This window comes from Hydrogenophaga sp. GW456-12-10-14-TSB4, from assembly GCF_059424305.1.
The window spans coordinates 1-24,131 of sequence record NZ_JBWKZH010000052.1; the positions used below are offsets into that span (position 1 = coordinate 1).

Genomic DNA, 24,131 nt, shown 5'->3' on the forward strand with positions numbered 1-24,131 from the left:
CTCCAAACGCGCAGCCCTGCTAGCCCCCGACGCCTACTCCCTCCGAGCCGCCGAAGAGCCACTGGACTTGATCCCTGTTGCGGAACCCTCCGCACCGGTCACGACCGCCGCCCCGGCGGCACAGGCCCCGAAGGGCAACGGCCGCGGGCGAAAACCGACCACCACCGCGACCAGCGCACGCGCCGAAGTGCCGAAGACGCCCGTCCGCGCACCAGCGCCGGTGGTGGCCAAAGCCCCTGAGGTGCGCCAACCCGTCCCCGAGACGCCAGCCGAAACCCGCACCCCCGTCTCGCCGGTGGCCAGCAACCGCCGACGCAGCGGGGGCAAGTCGGGCACTGGGCCGGCGCGGCTGTTCGTGCTGGACACCAACGTCCTGCTGCACGACCCGATGAGCCTGTTCCGCTTCGAGGAACACGACATCTTCCTGCCCATGATCGTGCTCGAGGAGCTCGATGGACACAAGAAGGGCATGACGGAAGTGGCTCGCAACGGCCGCCAGACCAGCCGCACGCTCGACGCCCTGGTTGCCCAGCAAGGCGGCGACATGGCCAAGGGCCTCAAGCTCTCGGCCACCGGCCACCAGTCGGCCCGCGGTCTGCTGTTCTTCCAGACCGAACCCCTGGACAACGCCCTGCCCTCCAGCCTGCCACAGGGCAAGGCCGACAACCAGATCCTGGGCGTGGTGCATGCCCTGCGCGAGCGGTATCCGCAACGCGAGGTGATTCTGGTGTCGAAAGACATCAACATGCGCGTGAAAGCGCGCGCGCTGGGCCTGCCGGCCGAGGACTACCAGAACGACAAGACCCTGGACGATGGGGAACTGCTCTACGCCGGCGCCCTGGCCCTGCCCCAGGACTTCTGGACGCGCCAGAGCAAGACCATCGAGAGCTGGCAAAGCGGCAGCCACACGTTCTACCGCGTGAGCGGCCCCGCCGTGAGCCAGTTCTACATCAACCAGTTCGTGTACTTCGAGGCCCCCGGCGAGCCCTCGCTGTACGCCCGCGTGACCGAGATCCGCGACAAGACGGCGGTGCTCAAGACGCTGAAGGACTACACCCACCTCAAGAACGCCGTGTGGGGCGTGACCAGCCGCAACCGCGAACAGAACTTTGCGCTCAACCTGCTGATGGACCCGGAGATCGACTTCGTGACGCTCGCCGGCACGGCGGGCACCGGCAAGACGCTGATGGCCCTGGCCAGCGGCCTGACGCAGGTGCTCGACGATCGCCGCTACACCGAGATCATCATGACGCGCGCCACCGTGAGCGTGGGTGAGGACATCGGCTTCCTGCCCGGCACCGAGGAAGAGAAGATGGGCCCGTGGATGGGCGCGCTCGACGACAACCTCGAGTTCCTGGCCAAGGGCGACGGCGGCAACGCCGGCGAATGGGGACGCGCGGCGACCAACGAGCTGATCCGAAGCCGCATCAAGGTCAAGAGCATGAACTTCATGCGCGGGCGCACCTTCATGAACCGGTACGTGATCATCGACGAGGCGCAGAACCTGACCCCCAAGCAGATGAAGACCCTGATCACCCGCGCCGGCCCGGGCACCAAGATCATCTGCATGGGCAACCTCGCCCAGATCGACACGCCCTACCTCACCGAAGGTTCGTCGGGCCTGACCTACGCGGTGGACCGCTTCAAAGGCTGGCCGCACGGAGGGCACATCACGCTGGCCCGCGGCGAGCGTTCGCGCCTGGCCGATTTCGCCAGCGAAGTGCTGTAAGCCGGCGGAACTTCCCCATGAAAAAACCCGGCCAAGGCCGGGTTTTTTCATGGGCGTCGCCCGTCGTCAGTAGTCGCTGCCACCGCCCATGCCCCCACCCGCCAGGCTCTCGAAGCGCGTGAGCATGTTCAGGAAGGCCAGCTTCACCGTGCCGGTGGGGCCGTTCCGCTGCTTGCCGATGATGATCTCGGCCACGCCCGGCTCCTTGCAGGCATCCCGGGTGTAGTACTCATCGCGGTAGATGAACATGATGATGTCCGCATCCTGCTCGATGGCGCCGGACTCGCGCAAGTCCGACATCATGGGGCGCTTGTCCGTGCGCTGCTCGACCGAGCGGTTGAGCTGCGAGAGCGCGATCACCGGGCACTGCAGCTCCTTGGCCAGCATCTTCAAGCCCCGCGAGATTTCACCCAGCTCGGTGGCGCGGTTGTCACCGCCGGCCGCACTCGAGCCGCTCATGAGCTGCAGGTAGTCGACCACGATGAGGCCCAGCTTGCCGCACTGCCGGGCCAGGCGGCGCGCGTTGGCACGCAGCTCGCTGGGCGTGAGGCCCGGCGTCTCGTCGATGTGCAGCGACACAGTGCGCAGCTTCTCGATCGCCTCCGTGAGGCGCGGCCATTCGTCGTCCGTGAGTTTGCCGGTGCGCAGGTGCCCCTGGTTGATGCGGCCGATGGAGCCGACCACCCGCACCGCCAGCTGCGACGCGCCCATTTCCATGGAGAACACGGCCACGGGGAGGCCTTCGTTCAGCGCCACGTGTTCGGCGATGTTGATCGCGAACGCGGTCTTGCCCATGGAGGGTCGAGCCGCCAGCACCACCAGGTCGCCCGCCTGCAAGCCCGACGTCATGCGGTCCAGGTCGATGAAGCCGGTGGGCACACCGGTCACATCCGCCGGGTTGTCGGCCATCTCCTGCACGCGGTCCAGGAGGTCGACCACGAGCTTGTCCATGCTCTGGAAGCCCTCCTTCATCCGCGAGCCTTCCTCGCCGATCTTGAAGACCTTCTGCTCGGCCTCGTCCAGAATCTTGGCGACCGGCCGCCCTTGCGGGTTGAAGGCGGCGGTCGCGATCTCGTCGCTGGCGGCCACGAGTTTGCGCAGGATGGCGCGCTCCCGCACGATCTCGGCATAGCGGCGGATGTTCGCCGCGCTCGGCACGTACTGCGCCAGCGAGTTGAGGTAGCCCAGCCCGCCCGCCTCTTCGGCCTTGCCAAAACTCTGCAGGTGCTCGAAGACCGTCACCACGTCAGCCGGCTTGCTGGCATTGACCAGCGTGGCGATGGCTGAATAGGCCAGCCGGTGCTCGTAGCGGTAGAAGTCGGAGTCGTTGATCAGGTCAGCGACCCGGTCCCAGGCGCCGTTGTCGAGCAACAGGCCGCCCAGCACACTGGACTCGGCCTCGATCGAATGGGGTGGGACCCGCAGTTGGGCGATCTGGTGGTCGGCGCTGCCGCCGACCTCGTCAAGGCCGGGATCAAAGGAGGAGAAGGAACTCGAGAAAGCAGTCGACATGGGTGTTCGGAAGTTAGGGGCCATGGTACCCCCTGGGGGTGTCGGCCGTCATGGGACAACCCTGTGCACAACCTGTTCAAAGGCGGTGAATTGCGGTGCAGGCGCCGAAAGGGAGCAGGCATGAAAAAAGCCGCTGCCCGGAGGGAAGCGGCTTTCGGGCAGGCGCCTTGGCGCCCGCGGGGCACTCAGGCGGTTTCGCCGAGCACCGAGACGTTGACGTCCACCGTCACGTCGGTGTGCAGGTTCACGCTCAGCGTGTAGTCACCCACGTTCTTGAGCGGGCCGTTCGGCATGCGCACGTCGGACTTGGCCACGGCGAAGCCTTGCTTGTTCAGCTCGTCGGACACGTCGCGGTTGGTCACGGAACCAAACAGGCGGCCGTCCACACCGGCCTTTTGCGACAGCTTGACCGTGAGGCCGGCCAGCTTCTCGCCCAGGGCCTGGGCTTGCGCCAGGGTTGCAGCGGCTTCTTTTTCGAGCTTCGCGCGGTTGGCTTCAAATTCGGCGATGGCTTGCGCGGTGGCGCGGCGGGCCTGACCCGTGGGGATCAGGAAGTTGCGGGCGTAGCCGTCTTTGACCTTGACCTTGTCACCAAGGGCGCCGACTTTGGCAACTTTTTTGAGCAGGATGATTTGCATGTCAGGCTCTCTTTCAGACGCGGTGCTGGTCGCTGTAGGGCAGCATGGCCAGGAAGCGTGCGCGCTTGATGGCGGTGTTGACCTGGCGCTGGTAGAAGGCACGGGTGCCGGTCAGGCGCGCGGGGATGATCTTGCCGTTTTCGGCGATGAAGTCACGCAGGACATCAACGTCCTTGTAGTCGACTTCTTCGACGTTGGCCACGGTGAAGCGGCAGAAGCGCTTGCGCTTGAAGAGCAGCGACTGGGTGTTGCGCTTCGGGCGCTTGTCTTTGTTGAAACGTTTGGGTGCAGCCATGATGGGCCTTCCTATGTTTTGCTGAAATCTTGGATGTGGAACACCACGCCTTTGCCGTTGCGCGCATTCGTCATGAAACCGTGAAACTCGCAAACCGCATCCAGGCCCTGTCGGGAGAGGATTTCGGCCTGGGCACCGAAGGCGATGGCCCTCAGTTGCAACTTCACCTGCCGGGGTGTGTCCATCTCGACGACCTGGGACTCGTGTTCAAGCACGAGGTTGACGGCCGGGATGCCTGCCGGTGTGTAACGCAGGCTCTGCACCTGCACCACCACGGCGGACAACTGGAGACGGTTCACCCGATGACGATGTCGCGCCGCGAACTCAGGCGGCGGCCTGCTCCTGCGACTGGTGCGGGGCCGGCTGTTGAAGCTTGCGGGCTTCTTCGCGCTCGACCGACTTCATCATGGCCGAAGGACCGGTGTCGGCCTTCTTGCGCAGCACGGTGAGGTGACGCAGCACGGCATCGTTGAACTTGAACGCGTGTTCCAGTTCAGCCATCACGGCCTGATCGGCCTCGATGTTGACGCACAGGTAGTGGGCCTTGGACAGCTTGTTGATCTGGTAAGCCATCTGGCGACGGCCCCAGTCTTCAACACGGTGGATCTTGCCGCCACCGTTGGTGATCATGCCCTTGTAACGCTCCAGCATGGCCGGAACCTGTTCGCTTTGGTCCGGATGGATCAGCAAAACGATTTCATAGTGACGCATAGACACTCCTTGAGGATGAGCCATGGGGTAACCCACAGCGGGATTCAGCCACCCGCCGCGTCTGGAAGCGGTGTGGCAAGGCGAAAAGCTCACGATTATAGCAAATCGCGGCTTTTCGGCGCCATGGGCGCTTCAGCGGTCGTTCAGCGCCTGGTCCAGCGGTGCGAACTTCTCGGGCCCCACCGCTTCCCGGATGCGGGGAGCCAGTTCCGCCAGCTGCTCATAGTTGCCGGCCGCTTCCACGGCCAGGTTCAGGCGGAACCCTCTCAGACCCAGGCTGGCGGTGAGCCGCGTGGCGATGGGATAGGCGTCCTGGTAGCGCTGCATCGGACTGCGCGACTTGTGCTCCCTGACCGCCTCCTCCTGCGCTGCCGCGGTCGCCTGCTCGGCCGCCGATGGGCGGGGACCCGAATCGGTGATCAGGCCCAGCTCGAACAGGTGCTCGACGTCTTCCTGGGACACACCCATGGCAGCCGATGCCGTGAGCAGCTCCGCCATGGAGCGCCGGCCATCGACGAGGATGAAGACCGACCGTTGGCGCGGTGTCAGCGGTACCGAGCGGTCTTTCATGACCTGCAGCCCGGTTTCGGTTTTCACAATGCTCATGGGTTCTCTCAAGGAAGCTCCACCGGGGCTGGTTTGTACCGGTCACCGGGAGAGCTCGACGCGGAAGTTGGATGAAACGAGCTTTACATGCGACTGGCGGCATTTGAATTGGGGTTTATCCATACCGGGGCACCCATGAAAAAGCCCGCACAAGGCGGGCTCTGTGAAGAAAGTCGCACCCGCTGCGGGAGCGGATGCGGCTCGGGGCGCCGTCAGTCCTTGGCGTAGATGTCCACGTCCTTGGTCTCGCGGATGAAGATCATGCCGATGATGAACGTGCCGGCGGCCACGATCACCGGGTACCAGAGGCCGTAGAAGATGTCGCCGGTCGCGGCCACCATGGCGAACGCCGTGGTGGGCAGCAAGCCGCCGAACCAGCCGTTGCCGATGTGGTACGGCAGGCTCATCGAGGTGTAGCGGATCCGCGTGGGGAACATCTCGACCAGCATGGCGGCGATCGGGCCGTACACCATGGTCACCAGGATCACGAGGAACACCAGGATGAGCAGGACCATGCCCTTGTTCATCTTGGCGGGATCCGCGGGAGTGGTCAGGCCTTCGGCCTTGGCGGTGTCGGTCAACGCCTTGCGGAAGTCGGCAATGGTCTTGGCGCTGTCAGCCGCAAACGCATCGCGCTTCTCGTTGAGCACGCCCACGGGCGAGTTCAGCACCTTGTCGCCCATCGTGACCGTCGCAGGTGCGCCGGCCGGGCCCTGCACGCTGGTGTACGGGATGTACGCTTGCGTGAGTGCGCGCTTGGCGATGTCGCACGAGGTGCGGAAATCGATGTCGCGTGCAATCGGGCTGCCCTGGAACGAGCATTCCTTCAGGTCGGCCGTCACCGTCACCTTGTTGGCCTTCTGCGCAGCCACCAGCGCCGGGTTGGCGTAGTTGAGCAGCATCGGGAACACGGTGAAGTAGGTCAGCGCGGCAATCAGGCAACCACCCATGATGATGGGCTTGCGGCCGATCTTGTCGGACAGCGTACCGAAGAAGATGAAGAACGGCGTACCGATCAACAGCGACGCGGCGATCAACAGGTTGGCGGTCGTCGCGTCCACCTTGGCGATGGTCGTCAGGAAGAACAGCGCGTAGAACTGGCCGGTGTACCAGACCACAGCCTGGCCGGCGGTCAGGCCCAGCAGCGCCAGGATCACGACCTTCAGGTTCTTCCACTGGCCGAAGGATTCGGTCAGCGGCGCCTTGGAGGTCTTGCCCTCGGACTTCATCTTCTGGAACGCCGGCGACTCGTTGAGGCTCAAGCGGATCCAGACCGAAATGCCCAGCAGCAGGATGGACACCAGGAACGGAATGCGCCAGCCCCATTCGCCGAACTCCTTGTCGCCCATGGCCGTGCGCACGCCCAGGATCACCAGCAGCGACAGGAACAGACCCAGCGTCGCCGTGGTCTGAATCCATGCCGTGTAGGCGCCCCGTTTGCCGTGCGGCGCGTGCTCGGCCACATAGGTCGCGGCACCGCCGTACTCACCGCCCAGCGCCAGGCCTTGCAGCATGCGCAGGATGATGAGGATGACGGGAGCGGCCAGACCGATGGACGCGTAGCTGGGCAGCAGACCCACGATGAACGTGGACGCGCCCATGATCAGGATGGTCACCAGGAAGGTGTACTTGCGCCCGATCATGTCGCCCAGGCGGCCGAAGAAGATCGCACCGAACGGCCGCACCAGGAAGCCGGCCGCGAAGGCCAGCAAGGCGAAGATGTAGGCGGATGTTGGATCGAGACCCGAGAAGAACTGCCGCGCGATGATCGCCGCGAGCGAGCCGTACAGGTAGAAGTCATACCACTCGAAAACCGTCCCTAGAGAAGAGGCGAAGATCACCTTTCTCTCCTCCTTGGTCATCGGTGCAGAAGCACTGGCCGTCGAAGTTGCCATGATGTTGAAGTCTCCTAAGTTAGATGGCTGGCACAAGATGCCATCGCAGTGTTTTAGGAGCGTCTGACAAGAAACTGACATTGCGAGTCCGCAGGCCGCCGGCGCCCTCGGAACTGGTGTAAACCCCTAAGCGCCAGTGCCCTTGCGGCGCTGCAGCAAGCTCAGCAGGCCGATCACGACGAAGCCCACGGGCACACCGAAGACCCCTGCGGACAAAGGCTGGATGCCGAACCAGAGGTCCTGGCCGGCCGGCAGCGCGAAGAAGGCGCGCACGGTGGGCGCGTTGATCATCATGTACAGCACCGTGGTGCCCAGTCCGATCAGCATTCCGGCCACGGCGGCCGGGCCGGTGGTGCGGGACCAGAAGATGCCCATGATCATCGCGGGCACGAAGGCCGAGGCGGCGAGCGAGAATGAGGACGCCACCAGCGGCAGGATCTCGGCCGGCTTGAGCGCGGCCACGAAGGCCGCCAGCGTGGCCACACTGAGCAAGGCGAACTTGGAGAGGATCACGCGCTGTTCGGGCGTGACATTGCGCTTGACCTCATGGCAGTAGGTGTCGCGCACCAGCGAATTGCTGATCGTGAGCAGCAGGCCATCGGCGGTCGACAGCGCCGCCGCCAGGCCTCCTGCCGCCACGAGACCGGAGACCACGTAAGGCATGCCGCCCAGCTCAGGGGTGGCCAGCATGATGACGTCGGCCCCCAGGCGGAGCTCACCGAACTGCAGGATGCCGTCGCCGTTGATGTCGCTCACCGAGACCAGCGAGCCGTCCATGCGCGACCACTGCGCGATCCAGGGCGGCAAGGCATCGAAACTGCTGCCCACCACGTTCTGCATCACCTCGTACTTCACCAGCACCGCCAGCGCAGGCGCGCTCAGGTACAGCAGGGTGATGAAGAACAGCGACCAGGCCACCGAGGAGCGCGCGGTCGCCACGGAGGGCGTGGTGTAGTAGCGCGTGAGCAGGTGAGGCAGGCCGGCGGTGCCGACCATGAGGCAGAACATCAGGGCCAGGAAGTTCGCGCGCGACGACTGGAAGGTCTCGCGCTCGGCCGCCGTGCCGTCCGGGTCACCCGCGAAGGCCTGGCTGTGCGGCAACAGCCCGCCCAGCGGTCGGGACCGCTCCTCGCTTTCCTGCATGGCGCGGGTCCATCGCTCGCGCGCCGTCGCCACGTCGGGCGGCAACGCGGCCAGTTCGCGCGTGGCGGCGACCACCAGCGCCATGTCGGCGTTCTGCGATTTGAGCGCGCGAACGCGCTCCTGCTTGGCGGCGCGCTCGCGCCTGAGCGTGCCCTCCACGTCCTGCAGCCACACGGCGTACTCTCGCGCGCGCCGCCCGAACTCGGCCTGCACCTGCTGTTCGGCCGGCGAGGCCATGAGCTCGTGTTCGAGCTTGGCGATCTTCTCGAGCTGTTCGCCGTACACCAGCGGCGCCAGCGGGCTGCCCAGCTGCTTGTAGGCCAGCCAGGACACCGGGATGAGGAAGGCGAGCAGCAGGATGATGTACTGCGCGACCTGGGTCCAGGTGATGGCCTTCATGCCCCCCAGGAACGAGCACAGCACCACCCCGCCCAGGCCCAGCATGATCCCGATCTCGAACTGCACGCCGGTCAGCCGCGAGGCCACCAGGCCGATGCCGTAGATCTGCGCGACCACGTAGGTGAAGGAACACAGCACGGCGGAAAACGCCGCGATGCGCCGCGGCCAGCGGCCGCCGAAGCGCTCCTTGAAGTAGTCCGGCACCGTGTACAGATTGAGCTTGCGCAGATGGGGCGCAATGAGCAAGGCCACGAGGCAGAAGCCCCCGGTCCAGCCCAGCACATAGGCCAAGCCGCCGGCCTGTGTCTCGGTGCCGCCGAAACCCTGCAGGTACAGCCCGCCCGCAAGGCTGATGAAGGACGCCGCGCTCATCCAGTCGGCGGCGGCGGCCATGCCGTTGTAAACGGGCGGAATGCGCCGCCCGGCGACGTAGTACTCCTCGGGATCGGCGGTGCGGCTGTAGATGCCGATGCCGCCGTACATCATCACCGTGGAGAACAGGAAGATGGGCCCCAGCCAGCGCCGCGACAGGCCGCTCTGCTCGGCCCAGGCCATGAGCAGCAGGAAGGCGATCAGGGCCAGGATGTAGAACGCCAGGAACCGGTGCAGCCGGCGCTGGTAGGCCGCGTAGGCGGGGCTGTCAGGCATCGCCGGCCTCGCCTGCCCCGTCGCGCGCCTCCTGCGCTTCCAGGCGGCTCATGACGCTGGCGTAGACGACGACCACGACGATGAACACCAGGACCGCCCCCTGGGCCGCCATCCAGAAGTGCACCGGCCAGCCCATCACGACGACGCTGAGTTCCCGTGCGAAGAAGCAGACCCCGAACGAGGCCAGCACCATGACCGACAACAGCACCGCCTTCAGCGCCAGGGCGCGGCGGTCGTGTTCGTCGGTCGTGGAGGGGCGCTCGGACATCACCGGATCATCGCACCCGGGCGGCTCGCGCCGCCTAGGTATTTGCTCGCAGCAGCGAGGCGATCACTCCTTCGCCAGCTGCTTCCAGGTGTCGATCACGCTGTCCGGGTTGAGCGAGATCGAGCTGATGCCCTCGTCGCGCAGCCATTCGGCGAAGTCGGGATGGTCGCTGGGGCCCTGGCCGCAGATGCCCACGTACTTGCCCTCGGCCTTGCAGGCGCCGATGGCCATCGTCAGCAGGGCCTTGACGGCCGGGTCGCGCTCGTCGAAGTCGCGCGCCAGCAGCTCCAGGCCCGAGTCGCGGTCCAGGCCCAGCGTGAGCTGCGTCAGGTCGTTGGAGCCGATCGAGAAGCCGTCGAAGAACTGGAGGAACTGCTTGGCGAGCACCGCGTTGCTGGGGATCTCGCACATCATGATGACCTTGAGGTCGTTCACGCCGCGCTTGAGGCCCTTGTCGGCCAGCAGCCCGGTGACGCGCTCGGCCTGGGCCAGCGTGCGCACGAAGGGCACCATCACCTGCACGTTGGTCAGGCCCATGTCTTCGCGCACGCGCTTGAGCGCCTCGCATTCCATGGCAAACGCCTCGCGGAACTCTTCGCTGACGTAGCGCGCTGCGCCCCGGAAGCCCAGCATGGGGTTCTCTTCCTCGGGCTCGTAGCGCGAGCCGCCCACCAGCTTGCGGTACTCGTTGCTCTTGAAGTCGGACAGGCGGACGATGACGGGCTTGGGCCAGAAGGCCGCCGCGATCGTGGCCACCCCCTCGGCCACCTTGTCGACGTAGAACGCGCGCGGCGAGGCATGGCCTCGCGCCACGGACTCGACCGCCTTCTTCAAATCGGCGTCGACATTCGGGTAGTCCAGGATGGCCTTGGGGTGCACGCCGATGTTGTTGTTGATGATGAATTCGAGCCGCGCCAGGCCCACTCCGCCGTTGGGGATCTGGGCGAAGTCGAACGCCAGCTGGGGGTTGCCCACGTTCATCATGATCTTCACGTCCAGCGCCGGCATCTCGCCGCGCTGCACTTCGGTGATCTCGGTCTCGAGCAGGCCGTCGTAGATGTTGCCGGTATCGCCTTCGGCGCAGCTCACCGTGACCAGCGTGCCGTCCTTGAGCAGGTCGGTCGCGTCACCGCAGCCCACCACGGCCGGGATGCCCAGCTCCCGCGCGATGATGGCGGCGTGGCAGGTGCGCCCGCCGCGGTTGGTCACGATGGCGCTGGCGCGCTTCATCACCGGTTCCCAGTTCGGGTCGGTCATGTCGGTCACCAGCACGTCGCCCGGCTGCACCTTGTCCATCTCGCTGATGTTGTGCACCAGGCGCACGGGACCGGTGCCGACCTTCTGGCCGATCGCGCGGCCGCTGGCCAGCACGGCGCCCTTGCCCTTGAGCTTGTAGCGCACCTCGGTCTTGCCGGCGCTCTGGCTCTTCACCGTCTCGGGCCGCGCCTGCAGGATGTAGATCTGGCCGTCGGTGCCGTCCTTGCCCCACTCGATGTCCATCGGGCGGCCGTAGTGCTGCTCGATCACCAGGGCGTACTTCGCCAGTTGTTCGACGTCGGCGTCGGAGAGGCTGTAGCGGTTGCGCTGCTCCACCGGCACGTCCACGGTCTTCACCAGCTTGCCGCTGGCGGCCTTTTCCTCGGGCGTGCTGAACACCATCTGGATCAGCTTGGAGCCCAGGTTGCGGCGGATCAGCGCGCGCTTGCCGGCCTTGAGCATGGGCTTGTGCACGTAGAACTCGTCCGGGTTCACCGCGCCCTGCACCACCGTTTCGCCCAGGCCGTAGCTGGAGGTGATGAAGACCACCTCCTCGAAACCGCTCTCGGTGTCGATGGTGAACATGACGCCGGCCGCGCCGGTGTCGGAGCGCACCATGCGCTGCACGCCAGCGGAGAGCGCCACGTCGGCATGGGCGAAGCCCTTGTGCACGCGGTAGCTGATGGCGCGGTCGTTGTACAGGGAGGCGAACACCTCCTTCATCTTGTGCAGCACCTCTTCGATGCCCACCACGTTCAGGAAGGTTTCCTGCTGGCCGGCGAACGAGGCGTCGGGCAGGTCTTCGGCGGTGGCCGAGGAGCGCACCGCGAACGAGGCCTTGGCATTGCCCGCGCTCAGGGTGACGAAGGCGTCGCGGATCGATTTCTCGAGGTCGGCCGGGAACGGCTGGTTTTCGACCATGGCGCGGATTTCGGCACCGGCCTGGGCCAGGGCCCGCACGTCTTCGGTGTCCAGCTGGTCCAGCCGGGCGTTGATGCGCTCGGTCAGGCCATCGTGCTTGAGGAATTCGCGGAAGGCGTGCGCCGTGGTGGCAAAGCCGGTCGGCACCTTCACGCCGGTGGGCAACTGCGAAATCATCTCGCCGAGGCTGGCGTTCTTGCCGCCGACGGACTCGACATCGCTCATTCGCAGTTTTTCGAACGGCACGACCAGATCGGTCGCTCCAAACAGCTGGGACATGGGAAAGCTCCTAAGGTTGAAAAACCGGGGGTTCCATGCGCCAGCTGGGCGACCTGTTGTTCTGTTGTGGGTCCGGCACCGGGCAGGGAAGTACATCCAGGGTGCCGACGGCAGGATAATGACGTCGGCACAACACCCAGCATTGTAAGGACGCGGCACCATGCCCAATCGGACGGTCTTTTTCATCTCGGACGGCACCGGCATCACGGCCGAAACCTTCGGCAACGCCATCCTGAACCAGTTCGAGGCCACCATGCGCCGGGTCCGGCTGCCCTTTCTGGACAGCGTGGACAAGGCGCACCAGGCGGTGCGCCAGATCAACCACGTCGCCGAGGTCGAGGGCAAGCGCCCGCTGGTGTTCACGACCGTGGTCGACATGGACGTCCTGTCGGTGTTCCGCACCCAGTGCCAGGGCGTGCTGCTGGACATGTTCGGCACCTTCGTCGCGCCGCTGGAGCACGAGCTCGGCATCAAGTCCAACCACCGCGTGGGCCGTTTTTCGGACGCCTCCAAGAGCCAGGCCTACCACGACCGCATCGAGGCCATCAACTTCTCGCTGGCCCACGACGACGGCCAGAGCCACAAGGACCTGGAGGGCTCCGACGTGATCCTGGTGGGCGTGAGCCGCAGCGGCAAGACGCCGACCTCGCTCTACCTCGCCATGCAGTACGGCCTGAAGGCCTCGAACTACCCGCTCATTCCGGAGGACTTCGAGCGCCGCCAGTTGCCTCCTGCCCTGGCGCCGCACCGCAAGAAGATCTTCGGCCTCACGATCGCCCCCGAGCGCCTGAGCGAGATCCGCAACGAGCGCCGCCCCAATTCGCGCTACGCGCAGTTGGACAACTGCCGCATGGAAGTGGCCGAAGCCGAAGCCATGATGCGCCGCGAAGGCATCCGCTGGCTCTCGACCACCACGAAGTCGATCGAGGAAATCGCCACCACCATCCTGCAGGAGATCCGGCCCGAGCGGCTCGAGTACTGAGGGCCCGGCGCGGGCGCTGTCAGAAAGACGTCAGCCAGTGCCCGAAAAATGGGCCGGCGGGCCCTGCCCGTTCCCGCCCTTCCCTGCCCCTGCGGCAGACGCCAACACCTATTCGAGACATGATCAAGATCTTCATCGCCTTCGTCATCTTCGCCGCCGTCGCCCTCTTTGCCCTCATGAAGGGTGGCGACATCGACATGGGCGGTGAGAAGCACGGCATGGATGCCCCGCACACCGAGCAGGCGGCTCCCGCCGCACCCGCAGCCCCTGCGGCACCAGCGCCCGCCGAACAGCCCAAGTAAGCCAGGAACAAGGCGCGGGTCAGCCCCGCGTCAGCCAGAGGTCAGTGCACCGTAAGTGCCAGGTCCTACGCTCCATGTCACCCGAAATCAACCCGAGAGACATGCATGGACGAGAACCTGGTTCAGCGGATCGCGAGCCATCCGACCTACCTTCAACTCAAGGCGAAACGATCGCGTTTCGGCTGGTGGCTCACGCTGGCGATGATGGCCGTGTACTACGGCTTCATCCTGCTGGTCGCCTTTGACAAGGCCTTGCTGTCGCAACTCACGGGCGACGGCGTCATGACCGTCGGCATCCCGCTGGGCTTCGGCGTCATCGTCTTCACGATCGTCATCACCGCGGTCTACGTCAGGCGCGCCAACACCGAGTTCGACGAGCTTTCGGCCGCCGTGGCCAAGGCGGTGCAGCAATGAGGCGCGTGCTCACCCTGCTGGCCCTGGCCAGCGTGTCCGTCGCGGCATGGGCCGCCGGCGCCGACCTCGGCCAGGCCGACAAGCAGGCCACCAACTGGACGGCCATCGGCATGTTCGGCCTCTTCGTGCTGGGCACGCTGTACATCACCAAATGGGCGGCCGCCAAGACCCGCTCCGCGTCGGACTTCTACACCGCCGGCGGCGGCATCACCGGCTTTCAGAACGGCCTGGCCATCGCGGGCGACTACATGTCGGCCGCGTCCTTCCTGGGCATCTCGGCGGCGGTGATGGCCTCCGGCTTCGACGGCCTGATCTACTCCATCGGCTTCCTCGTGGGCTGGCCCGTCATCACCTTCCTGATGGCCGAGCGCCTGCGCAACCTGGGCAAGTTCACCTTCGCCGACGTGGCCGCGTTCCGCTTCCAGCAGGCCCCCATCCGCATCTTCGCGGCCTCGGGCACGCTGGTGGTGGTCGCGTTCTACCTGATCGCGCAGATGGTGGGCGCGGGGCAGCTGATCAAGCTGCTGTTCGGCCTGGAATACTGGATCGCCGTGGTGATCGTGGGCGCGCTGATGATGGTCTACGTGCTCTTCGGCGGCATGACTGCCACCACCTGGGTACAGATCATCAAGGCCTGCCTGCTGCTGGGCGGCGCGTCCTTCATGGCCTTCATGGTGCTGCTGCACTTCGGCTTCAGCCCCGAAGCCATGTTCGCCGGTGCGGTGAAGATCAAGACCGAGCTTGCGCTCAAGGACGGCAAGGTGGCCGAAGCGGCGGCCTCCATCGGGCAGTCCATCATGGGCCCGGGCAACTTCGTCAAGGACCCGATCTCGGCCATCAGCTTCGGCATGGCGCTGATGTTCGGCACCGCCGGCCTGCCCCACATCCTGATGCGCTTCTTCACCGTGCCCAGCGCCAAGGAAGCCCGCAAGTCCGTGATGTGGGCCACCGGCTGGATCGGCTACTTCTACCTGCTGACCTTCATCATCGGTTTCGGTGCCATCACCTTCGTGCTGACCAACCCGCAGTTCCTCGATGCCAAGGGCGGCCTGCTCGGCGGCAACAACATGGCCGCCGTGCACCTGGCCAGCGCCGTGGGCGGCAACGTGTTCCTGGGCTTCATCTCGGCCGTGGCCTTCGCCACCATCCTGGCCGTGGTGGCCGGCCTCACGCTCTCGGGCGCCTCGGCCGTGTCGCACGACCTCTATGCCACCGTGCTGAAGAAAGGCAAGGCCGATTCGGCCGCCGAGCTGCGCGTGTCCAAGATCACCACCATCGGCCTGGGCATCGTCGCCGTGGTGCTGGGCATCGCCTTTGAAAAGCAGAACATCGCCTTCATGGTCTCGCTGGCCTTCGCCATCGCGGCCTCGGCCAACTTCCCCGTGCTCTTCATGAGCGTGCTGTGGAAGGACTGCACCACCAAAGGCGCGGTGATCGGCGGCTTCCTCGGTCTGGTGTCCTCGGTCGCCCTGACCGTGGTCTCGCCTTCGGTGTGGGAAGCGACACTGGGCAACCCCAAGGGCTCCGCCCTGTTCCCCTACACCTCGCCCGCGCTGTTCTCCATGGCGATCGGCTTCGCGGGCATCTGGCTGTTCTCGGTGCTGGACAAGAGCCAGCGCGCACGGGTGGACCGGGCCGGCTTCCTGGCCCAGCAGGTGCGCTCCGAAACGGGCATCGGCGCTGCCGCGGCCAGCGCCCACTGAAACGGCGAACCAGCCCGGGGCCTCACGGCACCCGGGCCTTGCGGTATCAGGCCGCGACGGCTTCGGCCGGTGCCGCCACCGGCTGGCGGATCAGGTGGTCGAAGGCGCTGAGCGCGGCCTTCGATCCCTCGCCGGCGGCGATCACGATCTGCTTGTACGGCACCGTCGTGCAGTCGCCCGCCGCGAACACGCCGGGCACGTTGGTGTGGCCCTTGGCGTCCACCACGATCTCGCCGAAGCGACTCAGCTCCACCGTGCCCTTGAGGAACTCGGTGTTGGGCACCAGACCGATCTGCACGAACACCCCTTCGAGCTCGACGTGCTTCACCTCGCCGCTCACGCGGTCCTTGTAGCTCAGGCCGTTGACCTTGCCGTCGGCGCCGGTGATCTCGGTCGTCTGCGCGTTCACGTGGATGTCCACGTTGGGCAGGCTCTTGAGCTTGCTCACCAGCACGGCATCGGCCTTGAGCGCATCGGCGAACTCGATCAGCGTCACGTGCTTCACGATGCCCGCCAGGTCGATCGCGGCCTCGACGCCCGAGTTGCCGCCGCCGATCACCGACACGCGCTTGCCCTTGAACAGCGGGCCGTCGCAGTGCGGGCAGTAAGCCACGCCCTTGTTGCGGTACTCGGCCTCGCCGGGCACGTTGACATTGCGCCAGCGCGCGCCGGTGGACAGGATCACGCTGCGCGCGCTCAAGGTCGCGCCGTTGGCCATCTGCACCTGGATCAGGCCGTTGGGCTCGCTCGCCGGGATCAGCCTGTCGGCGCGCTGCAGGTTCATGATGTCCACGTCGTAGTGCCGCACCTGCGCTTCGAGCGCGGCGGCGAACTTCGGGCCGTCGGTTTCGAGCACGCTGATGTAGTTCTCGATCGCCATCGTGTCGTTGACCTGGCCGCCGAAACGCTCGGCCGCCACGCCCACGCGGATGCCCTTGCGGGCGGCGTACACCGCCGCCGCCGCACCGGCCGGGCCGCCGCCGACGATCAGCACGTCGAACGGGTCCTTGGCGTCGAGCTTCGCGGCTTCGCGCGCGTCGGCATTCACGTCGAGCTTGCCGACGATCTCTTCCACCGTCATGCGGCCCGAGCCGAACACCTTGCCATTGAGGAACACGATGGGCACGGCCATGATCTCGCGCGCCGTCACCTCGTCCTGGAAGGCGCCGCCTTCGATCACCGTGGTCCGGATCTTCGGGTTCTGGATCGCCATCAGGCTCAACGCCTGCACCACGTCCGGGCAGTTGTGGCAGGTCAGGGACATGTAGACCTCGAAGTCGAAGTCACCGTCCAGCGCCCGGATCTGTTCGAGCACGTCCTGCTCGACCTTGGGTGGGTGGCCACCGGTCCACAACAGGGCCAGCACCAGCGAGGTGAATTCGTGGCCCAGCGGCAGGCCGGCAAAGCGCAGCGAGGTGTCGCTGCCGGCGCGCTGCAGGGTGAAGGAAGGCCGGCGCGCGTCCTGGCCATCGGTCTTCAGGGTGATCTTGTCGCTGCGCAGCGCCTGGATGGTCTGCAGCAGATCGAGCATTTCGCGGGAGCTCTCAGAGTCGCTCAAGGAAGCGACGATCTCGAAAGGTTGTGTCACGCGCTCGAGGTAAGCGCCGAGTTGAGCCTTGAGGGTGTCGTCCAACATGTTGTGTTTCCTTTATCAAGCGACTTTGAGAACCGGCCTCCTCAGGGATTGAAAGGCGGCCAGGGGGCAACCCGGCGGGCCTTCTGGGCCCGCGGGTTCTTCGATATCCAACCGGTGAGGCCGGGCCTCATCTCGGATCAGAACGGTGGATCAGATCTTGCCGACCAGGTCCAGCGAAGGAGCGATGGTCTTGGCGCCTTCGTTCCACTTGGCCGGGCAGACTTCGCCGGGGTGAGCGGCGGTGTACTGGGCGGCCTTGAGCTTGCGCAGCGTTTCCTTGACGTCGCGGGCAATCTCGTTGGAGTGGATTTCAGCGGTCTTGATCGTGCCTTCGGGGTTGATGATGAAGGTGCCGCGCAGCGCCAGGCCTTCTTCGGGGATGTGCACGCCGAACGCGTTGGTCAGCACGTGGGTCGGGTCGCCCACCAGCGGGAACTTGGCCTTGCCCACGGCGGGCGAGGTTTCGTGCCACACCTTGTGCGAGAAGTGCGTGTCGGTGGTGACGATGTAGACCTCGGCACCGGCCTTCTGGAATTCGGCGTAGTTCTCGGCAGCGTCTTCCACTTCGGTCGGGCAGTTGAAGGTGAAGGCAGCGGGCATGAAGATCAGCACCGACCACTTGCCCTTCAGCGTTTCGTCGCTGACGTCGATGAACTTGCCGTTCAGAAAGGCCGTGGTCTTGAAAGGCTGGACGCTGGTATTGATCAGGGACATGGTTTTCCTTGGGTTGGGTTGAGAAAAGAAGCGGCGACCAGAAAGGGTTTTCCGTATCGCCATGGAATGAATGATAGCAAATAACTACCAATCTCAAGGATTGATAGTGTTTATCCGCCCGATAGCTTTTCTTGTTGCTGTGCAGCAACTCGCCCGATGAGGGCCATTCGTGTTTACCACATTCCGGCGACAGCCCTATTGAGGCTCGTCTTCAGAGGGCAAACCGCGTTCCTGCCAGAAGCTTTCCGGCATGCCGCGATCGGGCTATCACAAAAAAATTATCAAAAACTTAACAAGAATGGTTTTCATTTGTAATAATAAAAAAAGTAGCCAGCCCGCCCCTCCCCCTGCCGTCCTTTGTGTGATGCGCGCGATGTCGAGTGGATGCATGCCAGCCAACTCCATCAACGCATGCATACGTAAGGATTTTCGATGTCGAGAGCATCCACCCCGTCGGCCGGCCGGCGCGGCGTTTCGTCGGACTACCGCTTCCCCCTGCAGGCCACGGCGGTCGCCTGCAGCCTGTACGTGATGAGCCTGGGCGTGGCCCACGCCCAGCAGGCCGAGACGACCTCCTTGTCCGAGGTCGTGGTATCGGCTTCCGGCTTCGAGCAGAAGATCACCGATGCGCCCGCCTCCATTTCCGTCATCACGCAGGAGGAACTCTCGCGCCGGCCTTACGTGACCCTGCTCGATGCCGTGCGCGACATCGAAGGCGTGGACGTGGGCGAAACCCGCGACAAGACCGGCCAGGGCACGATTTCCATGCGCGGCATGGGCTCGGACTACACCCTGATCCTGGTGGACGGCAAGCGCCAGAACAACCACGGCGACATCTACCCCAACAGCTTCAGCGGCAACCAGTTCGGCCACGTGCCGCCGATGGACGCCATTGAGCGGATCGAAGTCATCCGCGGCCCCGCCTCCACGCTGTACGGCGCGGATGCCATGGGCGGCGTGATCAACATCATCACCAAGAAGGTGGCCAACAAGTGGAGTGCCTCGGTCACCCACGGCCGCACCTTCGAGACCAAAGACGAGTACGGCAACGACCGCACCACCGACTTCTATGTGTCCGGCCCCCTGGTGGAAGGCAAGCTGGGCCTGACCCTGCGCGGCAGCCTCTACAACCGCGACGCCTCCAACCCGATCTACAACTCGGTGACCGACCCCGCTGGCGCGGTGCACGACCGCTCGCTGGGCTTCGGCGGCGGCGGCAAGACGGTGGAAAACGAAAACAAGGCGCTGGGTGCGCGCCTGTCCTGGGCCCTCACGGACAAGCAGACGGTCTACGTGGACGTGGACACCTCCAGGCAGACCTACGACAACCGGATCCGGATCAACGACGCTGGCGTGGAAGAGTACCCCGTCGGCACGGTGGATTCGCTGGCCGCCATCTGGACCGCCAGCGGCGCCGGCGCCAGCCGCCGCGCCAACCCCCGTGCCGGCTATGCCCCCGAGCAGGAGTTCACCCGCGACACGTTCTCGGTGACCCACGAAGGCAAATGGGACATCGGCAACAGCACGGTCTCGCTGTCGCACATCGCCACAAACAACAACGGCCGCACCCTGCCATTCGGCGTGGAGGAGCGCAAGCACCTGCTCGCCATGATCGACTCGGCGTCGTACACCGCCCCGGACGGCACGGTGAGCAACTACGCCGGCATGACCTTGGCCGAACGCCAGGCTGCCGCCTCGTCCACCTTCCTGCCGCGTCCCAAACGCACGCTGGAAAGCCGCCAATACACCCTGGACGGCAAGCTGGACATGCCCTTCGGCGATCACATGGTGGTGGTCGGCGCGCAGGTCATCCGCGGCGAGCTGGAAGACGGCGTGTTCGGGATGGAAAGCGGGACGCCCGGCGGCGTGCAGAGCCACAACATGGTCTCGCTGTTCGCGGAAGACAGCTGGAACGTGATCCAGCCCCTGGTGCTGACCGGCGGCCTGCGCTACGACCACCACAACGTCTTCGGCAACCAGGTGAGCCCGCGCCTGTACGGCGTCTACACGCTGAACCCGAACTGGACCATCAAGGGCGGCGCCGCCACCGGCTTCAAGACGCCCAAGACCACCCAGCTGTACGACGGCATCACCGGTTTCGGCGGCCAGGGCACGAGCCCGATGTACGGCAACCCCAACCTGAAGCCCGAAACCAGCCTCAGCAATGAAGTGGCCGTCTACTGGCAAGACCCGCGCGGCCACAACTTCAACGCCACGGTGTTCCACAACACCTTCGACGACAAGATCGCCAGCCAGCCTTGCGGCGCCGGCACCAGCCTCGTCTGCGCCACCGCAGGTGATTTCGCCGAGCTGGGCTACGCCGCCGGCTCCACCCGCACCACCAACATCGACAAGGTGGTGATCCAGGGCGTGGAACTGGCCGGCCGCTGGCAGATTTCCCGCGCCTTCGGGCTGCGCGGCAACTACACGTACACCGACAGCGAGCAAAAGAGCGGCGTGGACCGGGGCAAGCCCCTGGGCAACACCGCCAAGCACATGTTCAACGCCTCGCTGGACTGGCAGGCCACCGACAAGCTGAGCTTCCTGCTGAGCGCGCAGGCGTTCATGGACCGCTACCGCGGCCAGCACGTGATCACCAACGAAGCCCTTTTCTACAAGGACTACCACGTGTTCAACCTGGGGGCCTCCTACAAGGTGAGCAAGAACGTCACCCTGAATGCCCGCATCAACAACCTGTTTGACCGCGACTTCACCTCCTACACGAGCGAGTTCCGCGACCTGAACGGCAACGGCGTGTACCAGGCCGGCACCAACGAAGTCCTGCACTACGACGACTACAACAACAAGGAAAAGGCCCGCAGCTTCTGGGTCAGCCTGAACGTGCGCTTCTGACGCACCCCGCCTGAATCGCTGACCCGCTCAGCGACCCGCGCCACGGCCCCCGGGCCCTGGCGCCTTTCGTCGTTTCCGATGCAAATCCACAACAAAATGGAAGAATTGTGAATAGGAATGATTTTTATTTGTGATAATCCCGGCCGAAGCCAGCCAAAGCCCCTCTGACGACCTGCCGTGCCTTGCACCGTGCCGGCGCGACGTGGAAGCCCGCCAGCCAACACACCATCGCACCGCAAGGACAACTCCCCAATGGCACACATCCGCAGCCGCAAGCACAGCAAACCCGTCCACCTCCTGGCCCTCCTGGCCGCATCCGTTCCCGCCGCCGGCATGGCGCAACCGACCGCCACCCTGCCCACGGTGACCGTCAAGGAAGCCCCCGAAGTGCCGTACAAGGCCGACAAGTCGGCCAACGACAAGCTGACGGCTCCGCTGGTGGATACGCCCAAGACCATCCAGATCATCAAGAAGGAAGTGCTGGAAGAGCAAGGCGCCGTCACGCTGATGGAAGCCCTGCGCAATACCCCCGGCATCACCATGCAGATGGGTGAGAACGGCAACACCTCGGCCGGCGACACCTTCCAGATGCGCGGCTTCTCGCTGCAGCAGAACACCTTCGTCGACGGCATCCGCGACCTCGGCGCCGTGACGCGCGACACCTTCAACCTGGAGCAGGTCGAGATCGTCAAGGGCGCCGCCGGCGCCGAAACCGGCCGCGGCGCGGCGTCGGGCTTCCTCAACCTGATTTCCAAGCAGGCCCACCTGGGCGACGAGAGCAGCGCCTCCGGCACCATCGGCACCGCCAGCCGCAAGCGCGCCACGGTCGACCTGAACAAGCAGCTGAGCGACACCTCGGCCTTCCGCCTCAACGCCATGGTGCAGGACAGCGGTGTGGACGGCCGCGACCAGGTGGACAACACAGGCTACGGCCTGGGCCTGTCGTACGTGACCGGCCTGAACACGCCCACCCGCCTGCACCTGTACAGCCAGCACATCCGTCAGAAAAACGTGCCCGACGGCGGTATCCCTTCGATCGGCTACGAAGGCTTCTACAACGCCAACGCGACGATCCGGGCCGGTGCCAAGGTGGACCGCGAGAACTTCTACGGCAGCGTGCACGACCGCGAGAAGATCGACGCCGACATGTTCACCGCCAAGGTCGAGCACGATCTCGGCCAGGGCACGACGGTGCGCAACATCACGCGCGTCGGCAAGAACAGCAACGATCGCGTCCTGACCGGCATCAATGCGATCAACGGCACGGCCAACGGTGCGGTCATCACCAACCCGGCCACCTGGGACATCAGCCGCTCGCGCCAACGCGTGGACCGTGAAAACACGATCCTGGCCAACCAGACCAGCATGAACACCGAGTTCAGCGCCGGCGGCCTGCAGCACTCGCTGGCGACCGGCGTGGAACTCATGCGCGAGACCTACAAGGACCGCTCGTTCGGCACCACCGGCCTCACCATCCCCAACGCCAACCTCTACAACCCGAACCCCAACGTCGTCCTGCCGATCCCCTTCGCCACCGGCCAGGAAGACCACCGCAGCGTGAGCACCCTGGGTCTGTACGCATTCGACAACGCCAAGATCAACGAGCAATGGTCGGTGAACGGCGGCGTGCGCCTGGACCGCTACAAGCTGCGCACCCGCGCCTTCAGCGCCCTGGGTGTGCTGACCGACCTGGATGACTCGCGCAGCCTGGTGAGCTGGAGCGTCGGTGGCATCTACAAGCCGGCGCAAAACGGCAGCGTGTACGCCTCGTACTCGACGTCGAGCACGCCGCCCGGCACCGATGCGCCGCTGAGCAACGTGGTCAACAACATCAACAACCCGGCCCTGGATCCGCAGAAGACCAACACGGTCGAAGTCGGGACCAAGTGGGAGCTGATGAACAAGCGCCTGAACGTGGCGGCCGCCGTGTTCCGCACGGTGAACGACAAGCAGACCAGCTACGACTCGGTGACCAACACCACCCAGCAGTTCGGCAAGACCCAGGTGCAAGGCATCGAGTTGTCCGCCGTCGGCCAGATCACCAACTTCTGGCAGATCACCGCCGGCCTGGCCAAGACCAGCACGAAGCAGATCGATCAGCTCGCCACCGGCAACGTCGGCACCGACAGCGTCCGCTGGTCGCCCGATCTCACCGCCACGCTGTGGACGTCCTACCAGCTGGACAAGCTCACGCTGGGCTTCGGCACCCGCTACGTCTCGGAGCAGAAGCGCGTGATCACCGTGGGCACGCCGCTGGCCACCCAGAACGTGCCCAACATCCCGTCCTACTTCGTCGCCGACGCGATGGTGGCCTACCAGGTCTCCGACAAGATCAGCGTGCGCCTGAACGTGTACAACCTGTTCGACAAAGAGTACATCTCGGTGCTGAACAACGGTGGTTCGCGTCTGACGCTGGGCGCACCGCGTTCCGCCGCCGTGACGGCCAACTTCAAGTTCTGATCCCGACCGACCCTCAGAACGCCACCCTCGAAAAGGCCCGCCCCACGGCGGGCCTTTTCCCGTTCCAGGAACCCTGCCCATGCTGCTGCACATTCCCCAGGTTCTCACCCAGGCCGAAGTGGCCGAGATCCGCCAGACGCTCGACACCCAGGGCTGGGTCGACGGCCTGCGTTCCACCGGTCCGCAAGCCGCCAACGTCAAGCGCAACCTGCAGCTCGACACCTCATCGCCGGTCTTCGCCCCGCTCTCGCAGCGCATCGCGCAGGCGCTGCAGCGCCATCCGCTGTTCGTCTCGGCCGTGCTGCCCGCGACCATGCTGCCGCCGATGTTCAACCGCTACGAAGGCGGCGGGCACTATGGCAACCACATCGACAACACCATCCAGACCGACCGCTTCAGCGGCCAGAAGGTGCGCACGGATGTGTCCACCACCGTTTTTCTCAGCGCACCCGAAGCGTACGACGGCGGCGAACTGATCACCGAAGACAGCTTCGGCACGCACGAGATCAAGCTCGACGCGGGCGATGCCATCGTCTACCCGTCCACCAGCCTGCACCGCGTGGAGCCGGTGACGCGCGGCGTGCGCGTGGCCTCGTTCCTCTGGACCCAGAGCCTGGTGCGCGACGCGTGGCGGCGCTCGATGCTGTTCGAGCTGGACATGACCATCCTGAAACTGCGCAACCAGCTGGGCGACACCGCCGAGGTGGTGGCGCTCACCGGCCACTACCACAAGCTGTTGCAGCAGTGGGCAGAGACTTGAACGCCG

At 65.3% G+C, this 24,131-nt stretch carries 20 protein-coding genes; 8 read left to right on the forward strand and 12 right to left on the reverse strand.

Features of this window, described 5'->3' with window-relative positions; all coding sequences use genetic code 11:
* The first annotated feature begins 16 nt into the window (after positions 1-16).
* A complete protein-coding gene (locus AC07ZS_RS21680; RefSeq protein WP_494800635.1) occupies positions 17-1,729 on the forward strand; it encodes a PhoH family protein in 1,713 nt (570 codons plus the stop codon).
* A gap of 66 nt (positions 1,730-1,795) precedes the next feature.
* On the opposite strand, the gene dnaB is transcribed toward AC07ZS_RS21680, so the two are convergent.
* From dnaB to ppsA, 10 genes are all read right to left on the reverse strand, one after another.
* On the reverse strand, positions 1,796-3,241 hold the full coding sequence (dnaB, locus tag AC07ZS_RS21685) for a replicative DNA helicase (RefSeq protein WP_494800602.1): 1,446 nt from the start codon (positions 3,239-3,241) through the stop codon (positions 1,796-1,798).
* A 185-nt stretch (positions 3,242-3,426) separates the two neighbouring features.
* The gene (rplI, locus tag AC07ZS_RS21690; RefSeq protein WP_494800603.1) at positions 3,427-3,879 is read right to left on the reverse strand and encodes a 50S ribosomal protein L9; all 453 of its coding nucleotides are present in this window, start codon (positions 3,877-3,879) and stop codon (positions 3,427-3,429) included.
* 13 nt (positions 3,880-3,892) lie between these two features.
* Positions 3,893-4,174 (reverse strand): 30S ribosomal protein S18, encoded by a 282-nt coding sequence (gene rpsR, locus AC07ZS_RS21695; protein ID WP_068166407.1) that lies wholly within the window; start codon positions 4,172-4,174, stop codon positions 3,893-3,895.
* An 11-nt stretch (positions 4,175-4,185) separates the two neighbouring features.
* Complete coding sequence (priB, locus tag AC07ZS_RS21700) at positions 4,186-4,458, reverse strand: primosomal replication protein N (RefSeq protein ID WP_494800604.1); 273 nt, start codon at positions 4,456-4,458, stop codon at positions 4,186-4,188.
* A gap of 40 nt (positions 4,459-4,498) precedes the next feature.
* Positions 4,499-4,885, reverse strand: a complete 387-nt coding sequence (gene rpsF / locus AC07ZS_RS21705; protein ID WP_494800605.1) for a 30S ribosomal protein S6 — start codon at positions 4,883-4,885, stop codon at positions 4,499-4,501.
* A gap of 132 nt (positions 4,886-5,017) precedes the next feature.
* Entirely contained in the window at positions 5,018-5,491 is a 474-nt protein-coding gene (locus AC07ZS_RS21710) for a hypothetical protein (protein ID WP_494800606.1), read from the reverse strand.
* A 212-nt stretch (positions 5,492-5,703) separates the two neighbouring features.
* On the reverse strand, positions 5,704-7,386 hold the full coding sequence (locus AC07ZS_RS21715; RefSeq protein ID WP_494800607.1) for an MFS transporter: 1,683 nt from the start codon (positions 7,384-7,386) through the stop codon (positions 5,704-5,706).
* A gap of 126 nt (positions 7,387-7,512) precedes the next feature.
* Positions 7,513-9,576: a VC_2705 family sodium/solute symporter gene (locus AC07ZS_RS21720; protein ID WP_494800608.1), complete on the reverse strand. Its 2,064-nt coding sequence runs from the start codon at positions 9,574-9,576 to the stop codon at positions 7,513-7,515.
* A complete protein-coding gene (locus tag AC07ZS_RS21725; protein WP_494800609.1) occupies positions 9,569-9,844 on the reverse strand; it encodes a DUF4212 domain-containing protein in 276 nt (91 codons plus the stop codon). Before AC07ZS_RS21725 ends, AC07ZS_RS21720 begins: the two co-directional genes overlap by 8 nt.
* 63 nt (positions 9,845-9,907) lie before the next feature.
* Positions 9,908-12,301, reverse strand: a complete 2,394-nt coding sequence (ppsA, locus tag AC07ZS_RS21730) for a phosphoenolpyruvate synthase (protein WP_494800610.1) — start codon at positions 12,299-12,301, stop codon at positions 9,908-9,910.
* Positions 12,302-12,461: 160 nt separating this feature from the next.
* Between ppsA and ppsR the strand changes: the two genes are divergently transcribed.
* The 4 genes from ppsR (at position 12,462) to AC07ZS_RS21750 (ending at position 15,702) form a co-directional block, all read left to right on the forward strand.
* Positions 12,462-13,283 (forward strand): posphoenolpyruvate synthetase regulatory kinase/phosphorylase PpsR, encoded by an 822-nt coding sequence (ppsR, locus tag AC07ZS_RS21735; protein WP_494800611.1) that lies wholly within the window; start codon positions 12,462-12,464, stop codon positions 13,281-13,283.
* Between the two features lie 119 nt (positions 13,284-13,402).
* On the forward strand, positions 13,403-13,585 hold the full coding sequence (locus tag AC07ZS_RS21740; protein ID WP_494800612.1) for a hypothetical protein: 183 nt from the start codon (positions 13,403-13,405) through the stop codon (positions 13,583-13,585).
* 105 nt (positions 13,586-13,690) lie between these two features.
* Positions 13,691-13,999, forward strand: a complete 309-nt coding sequence (locus AC07ZS_RS21745; RefSeq protein ID WP_494800613.1) for a DUF485 domain-containing protein — start codon at positions 13,691-13,693, stop codon at positions 13,997-13,999.
* Positions 13,996-15,702: a cation acetate symporter gene (locus AC07ZS_RS21750; protein WP_494800614.1), complete on the forward strand. Its 1,707-nt coding sequence runs from the start codon at positions 13,996-13,998 to the stop codon at positions 15,700-15,702. The genes AC07ZS_RS21745 and AC07ZS_RS21750 overlap by 4 nt, the downstream gene beginning before the upstream one ends.
* Before the next feature lie 46 nt (positions 15,703-15,748).
* On the opposite strand, the gene ahpF is transcribed toward AC07ZS_RS21750, so the two are convergent.
* Together ahpF and ahpC are read right to left on the reverse strand one after the other, a co-directional pair.
* Positions 15,749-17,338 (reverse strand): alkyl hydroperoxide reductase subunit F, encoded by a 1,590-nt coding sequence (gene ahpF / locus AC07ZS_RS21755; protein ID WP_494800615.1) that lies wholly within the window; start codon positions 17,336-17,338, stop codon positions 15,749-15,751.
* A 150-nt stretch (positions 17,339-17,488) separates the two neighbouring features.
* A complete protein-coding gene (gene ahpC, locus AC07ZS_RS21760; RefSeq protein WP_494800616.1) occupies positions 17,489-18,052 on the reverse strand; it encodes an alkyl hydroperoxide reductase subunit C in 564 nt (187 codons plus the stop codon).
* Between the two features lie 432 nt (positions 18,053-18,484).
* Here ahpC and AC07ZS_RS21765 point away from each other — a divergent pair, with 432 nt between their 5' ends.
* The 3 genes from AC07ZS_RS21765 to AC07ZS_RS21775 all read left to right on the forward strand — a co-directional run bounded on the left by AC07ZS_RS21765 (position 18,485) and on the right by AC07ZS_RS21775 (position 24,125).
* Positions 18,485-20,905, forward strand: coding sequence for a TonB-dependent receptor domain-containing protein (locus AC07ZS_RS21765; protein WP_494800617.1), 2,421 nt, complete (start codon positions 18,485-18,487; stop codon positions 20,903-20,905).
* 252 nt (positions 20,906-21,157) lie between these two features.
* Positions 21,158-23,365, forward strand: coding sequence for a catecholate siderophore receptor Fiu (locus AC07ZS_RS21770; protein ID WP_494800618.1), 2,208 nt, complete (start codon positions 21,158-21,160; stop codon positions 23,363-23,365).
* Between the two features lie 79 nt (positions 23,366-23,444).
* On the forward strand, positions 23,445-24,125 hold the full coding sequence (locus tag AC07ZS_RS21775; RefSeq protein ID WP_494800619.1) for a Fe2+-dependent dioxygenase: 681 nt from the start codon (positions 23,445-23,447) through the stop codon (positions 24,123-24,125).
* Positions 24,126-24,131 lie beyond the last annotated feature (6 nt).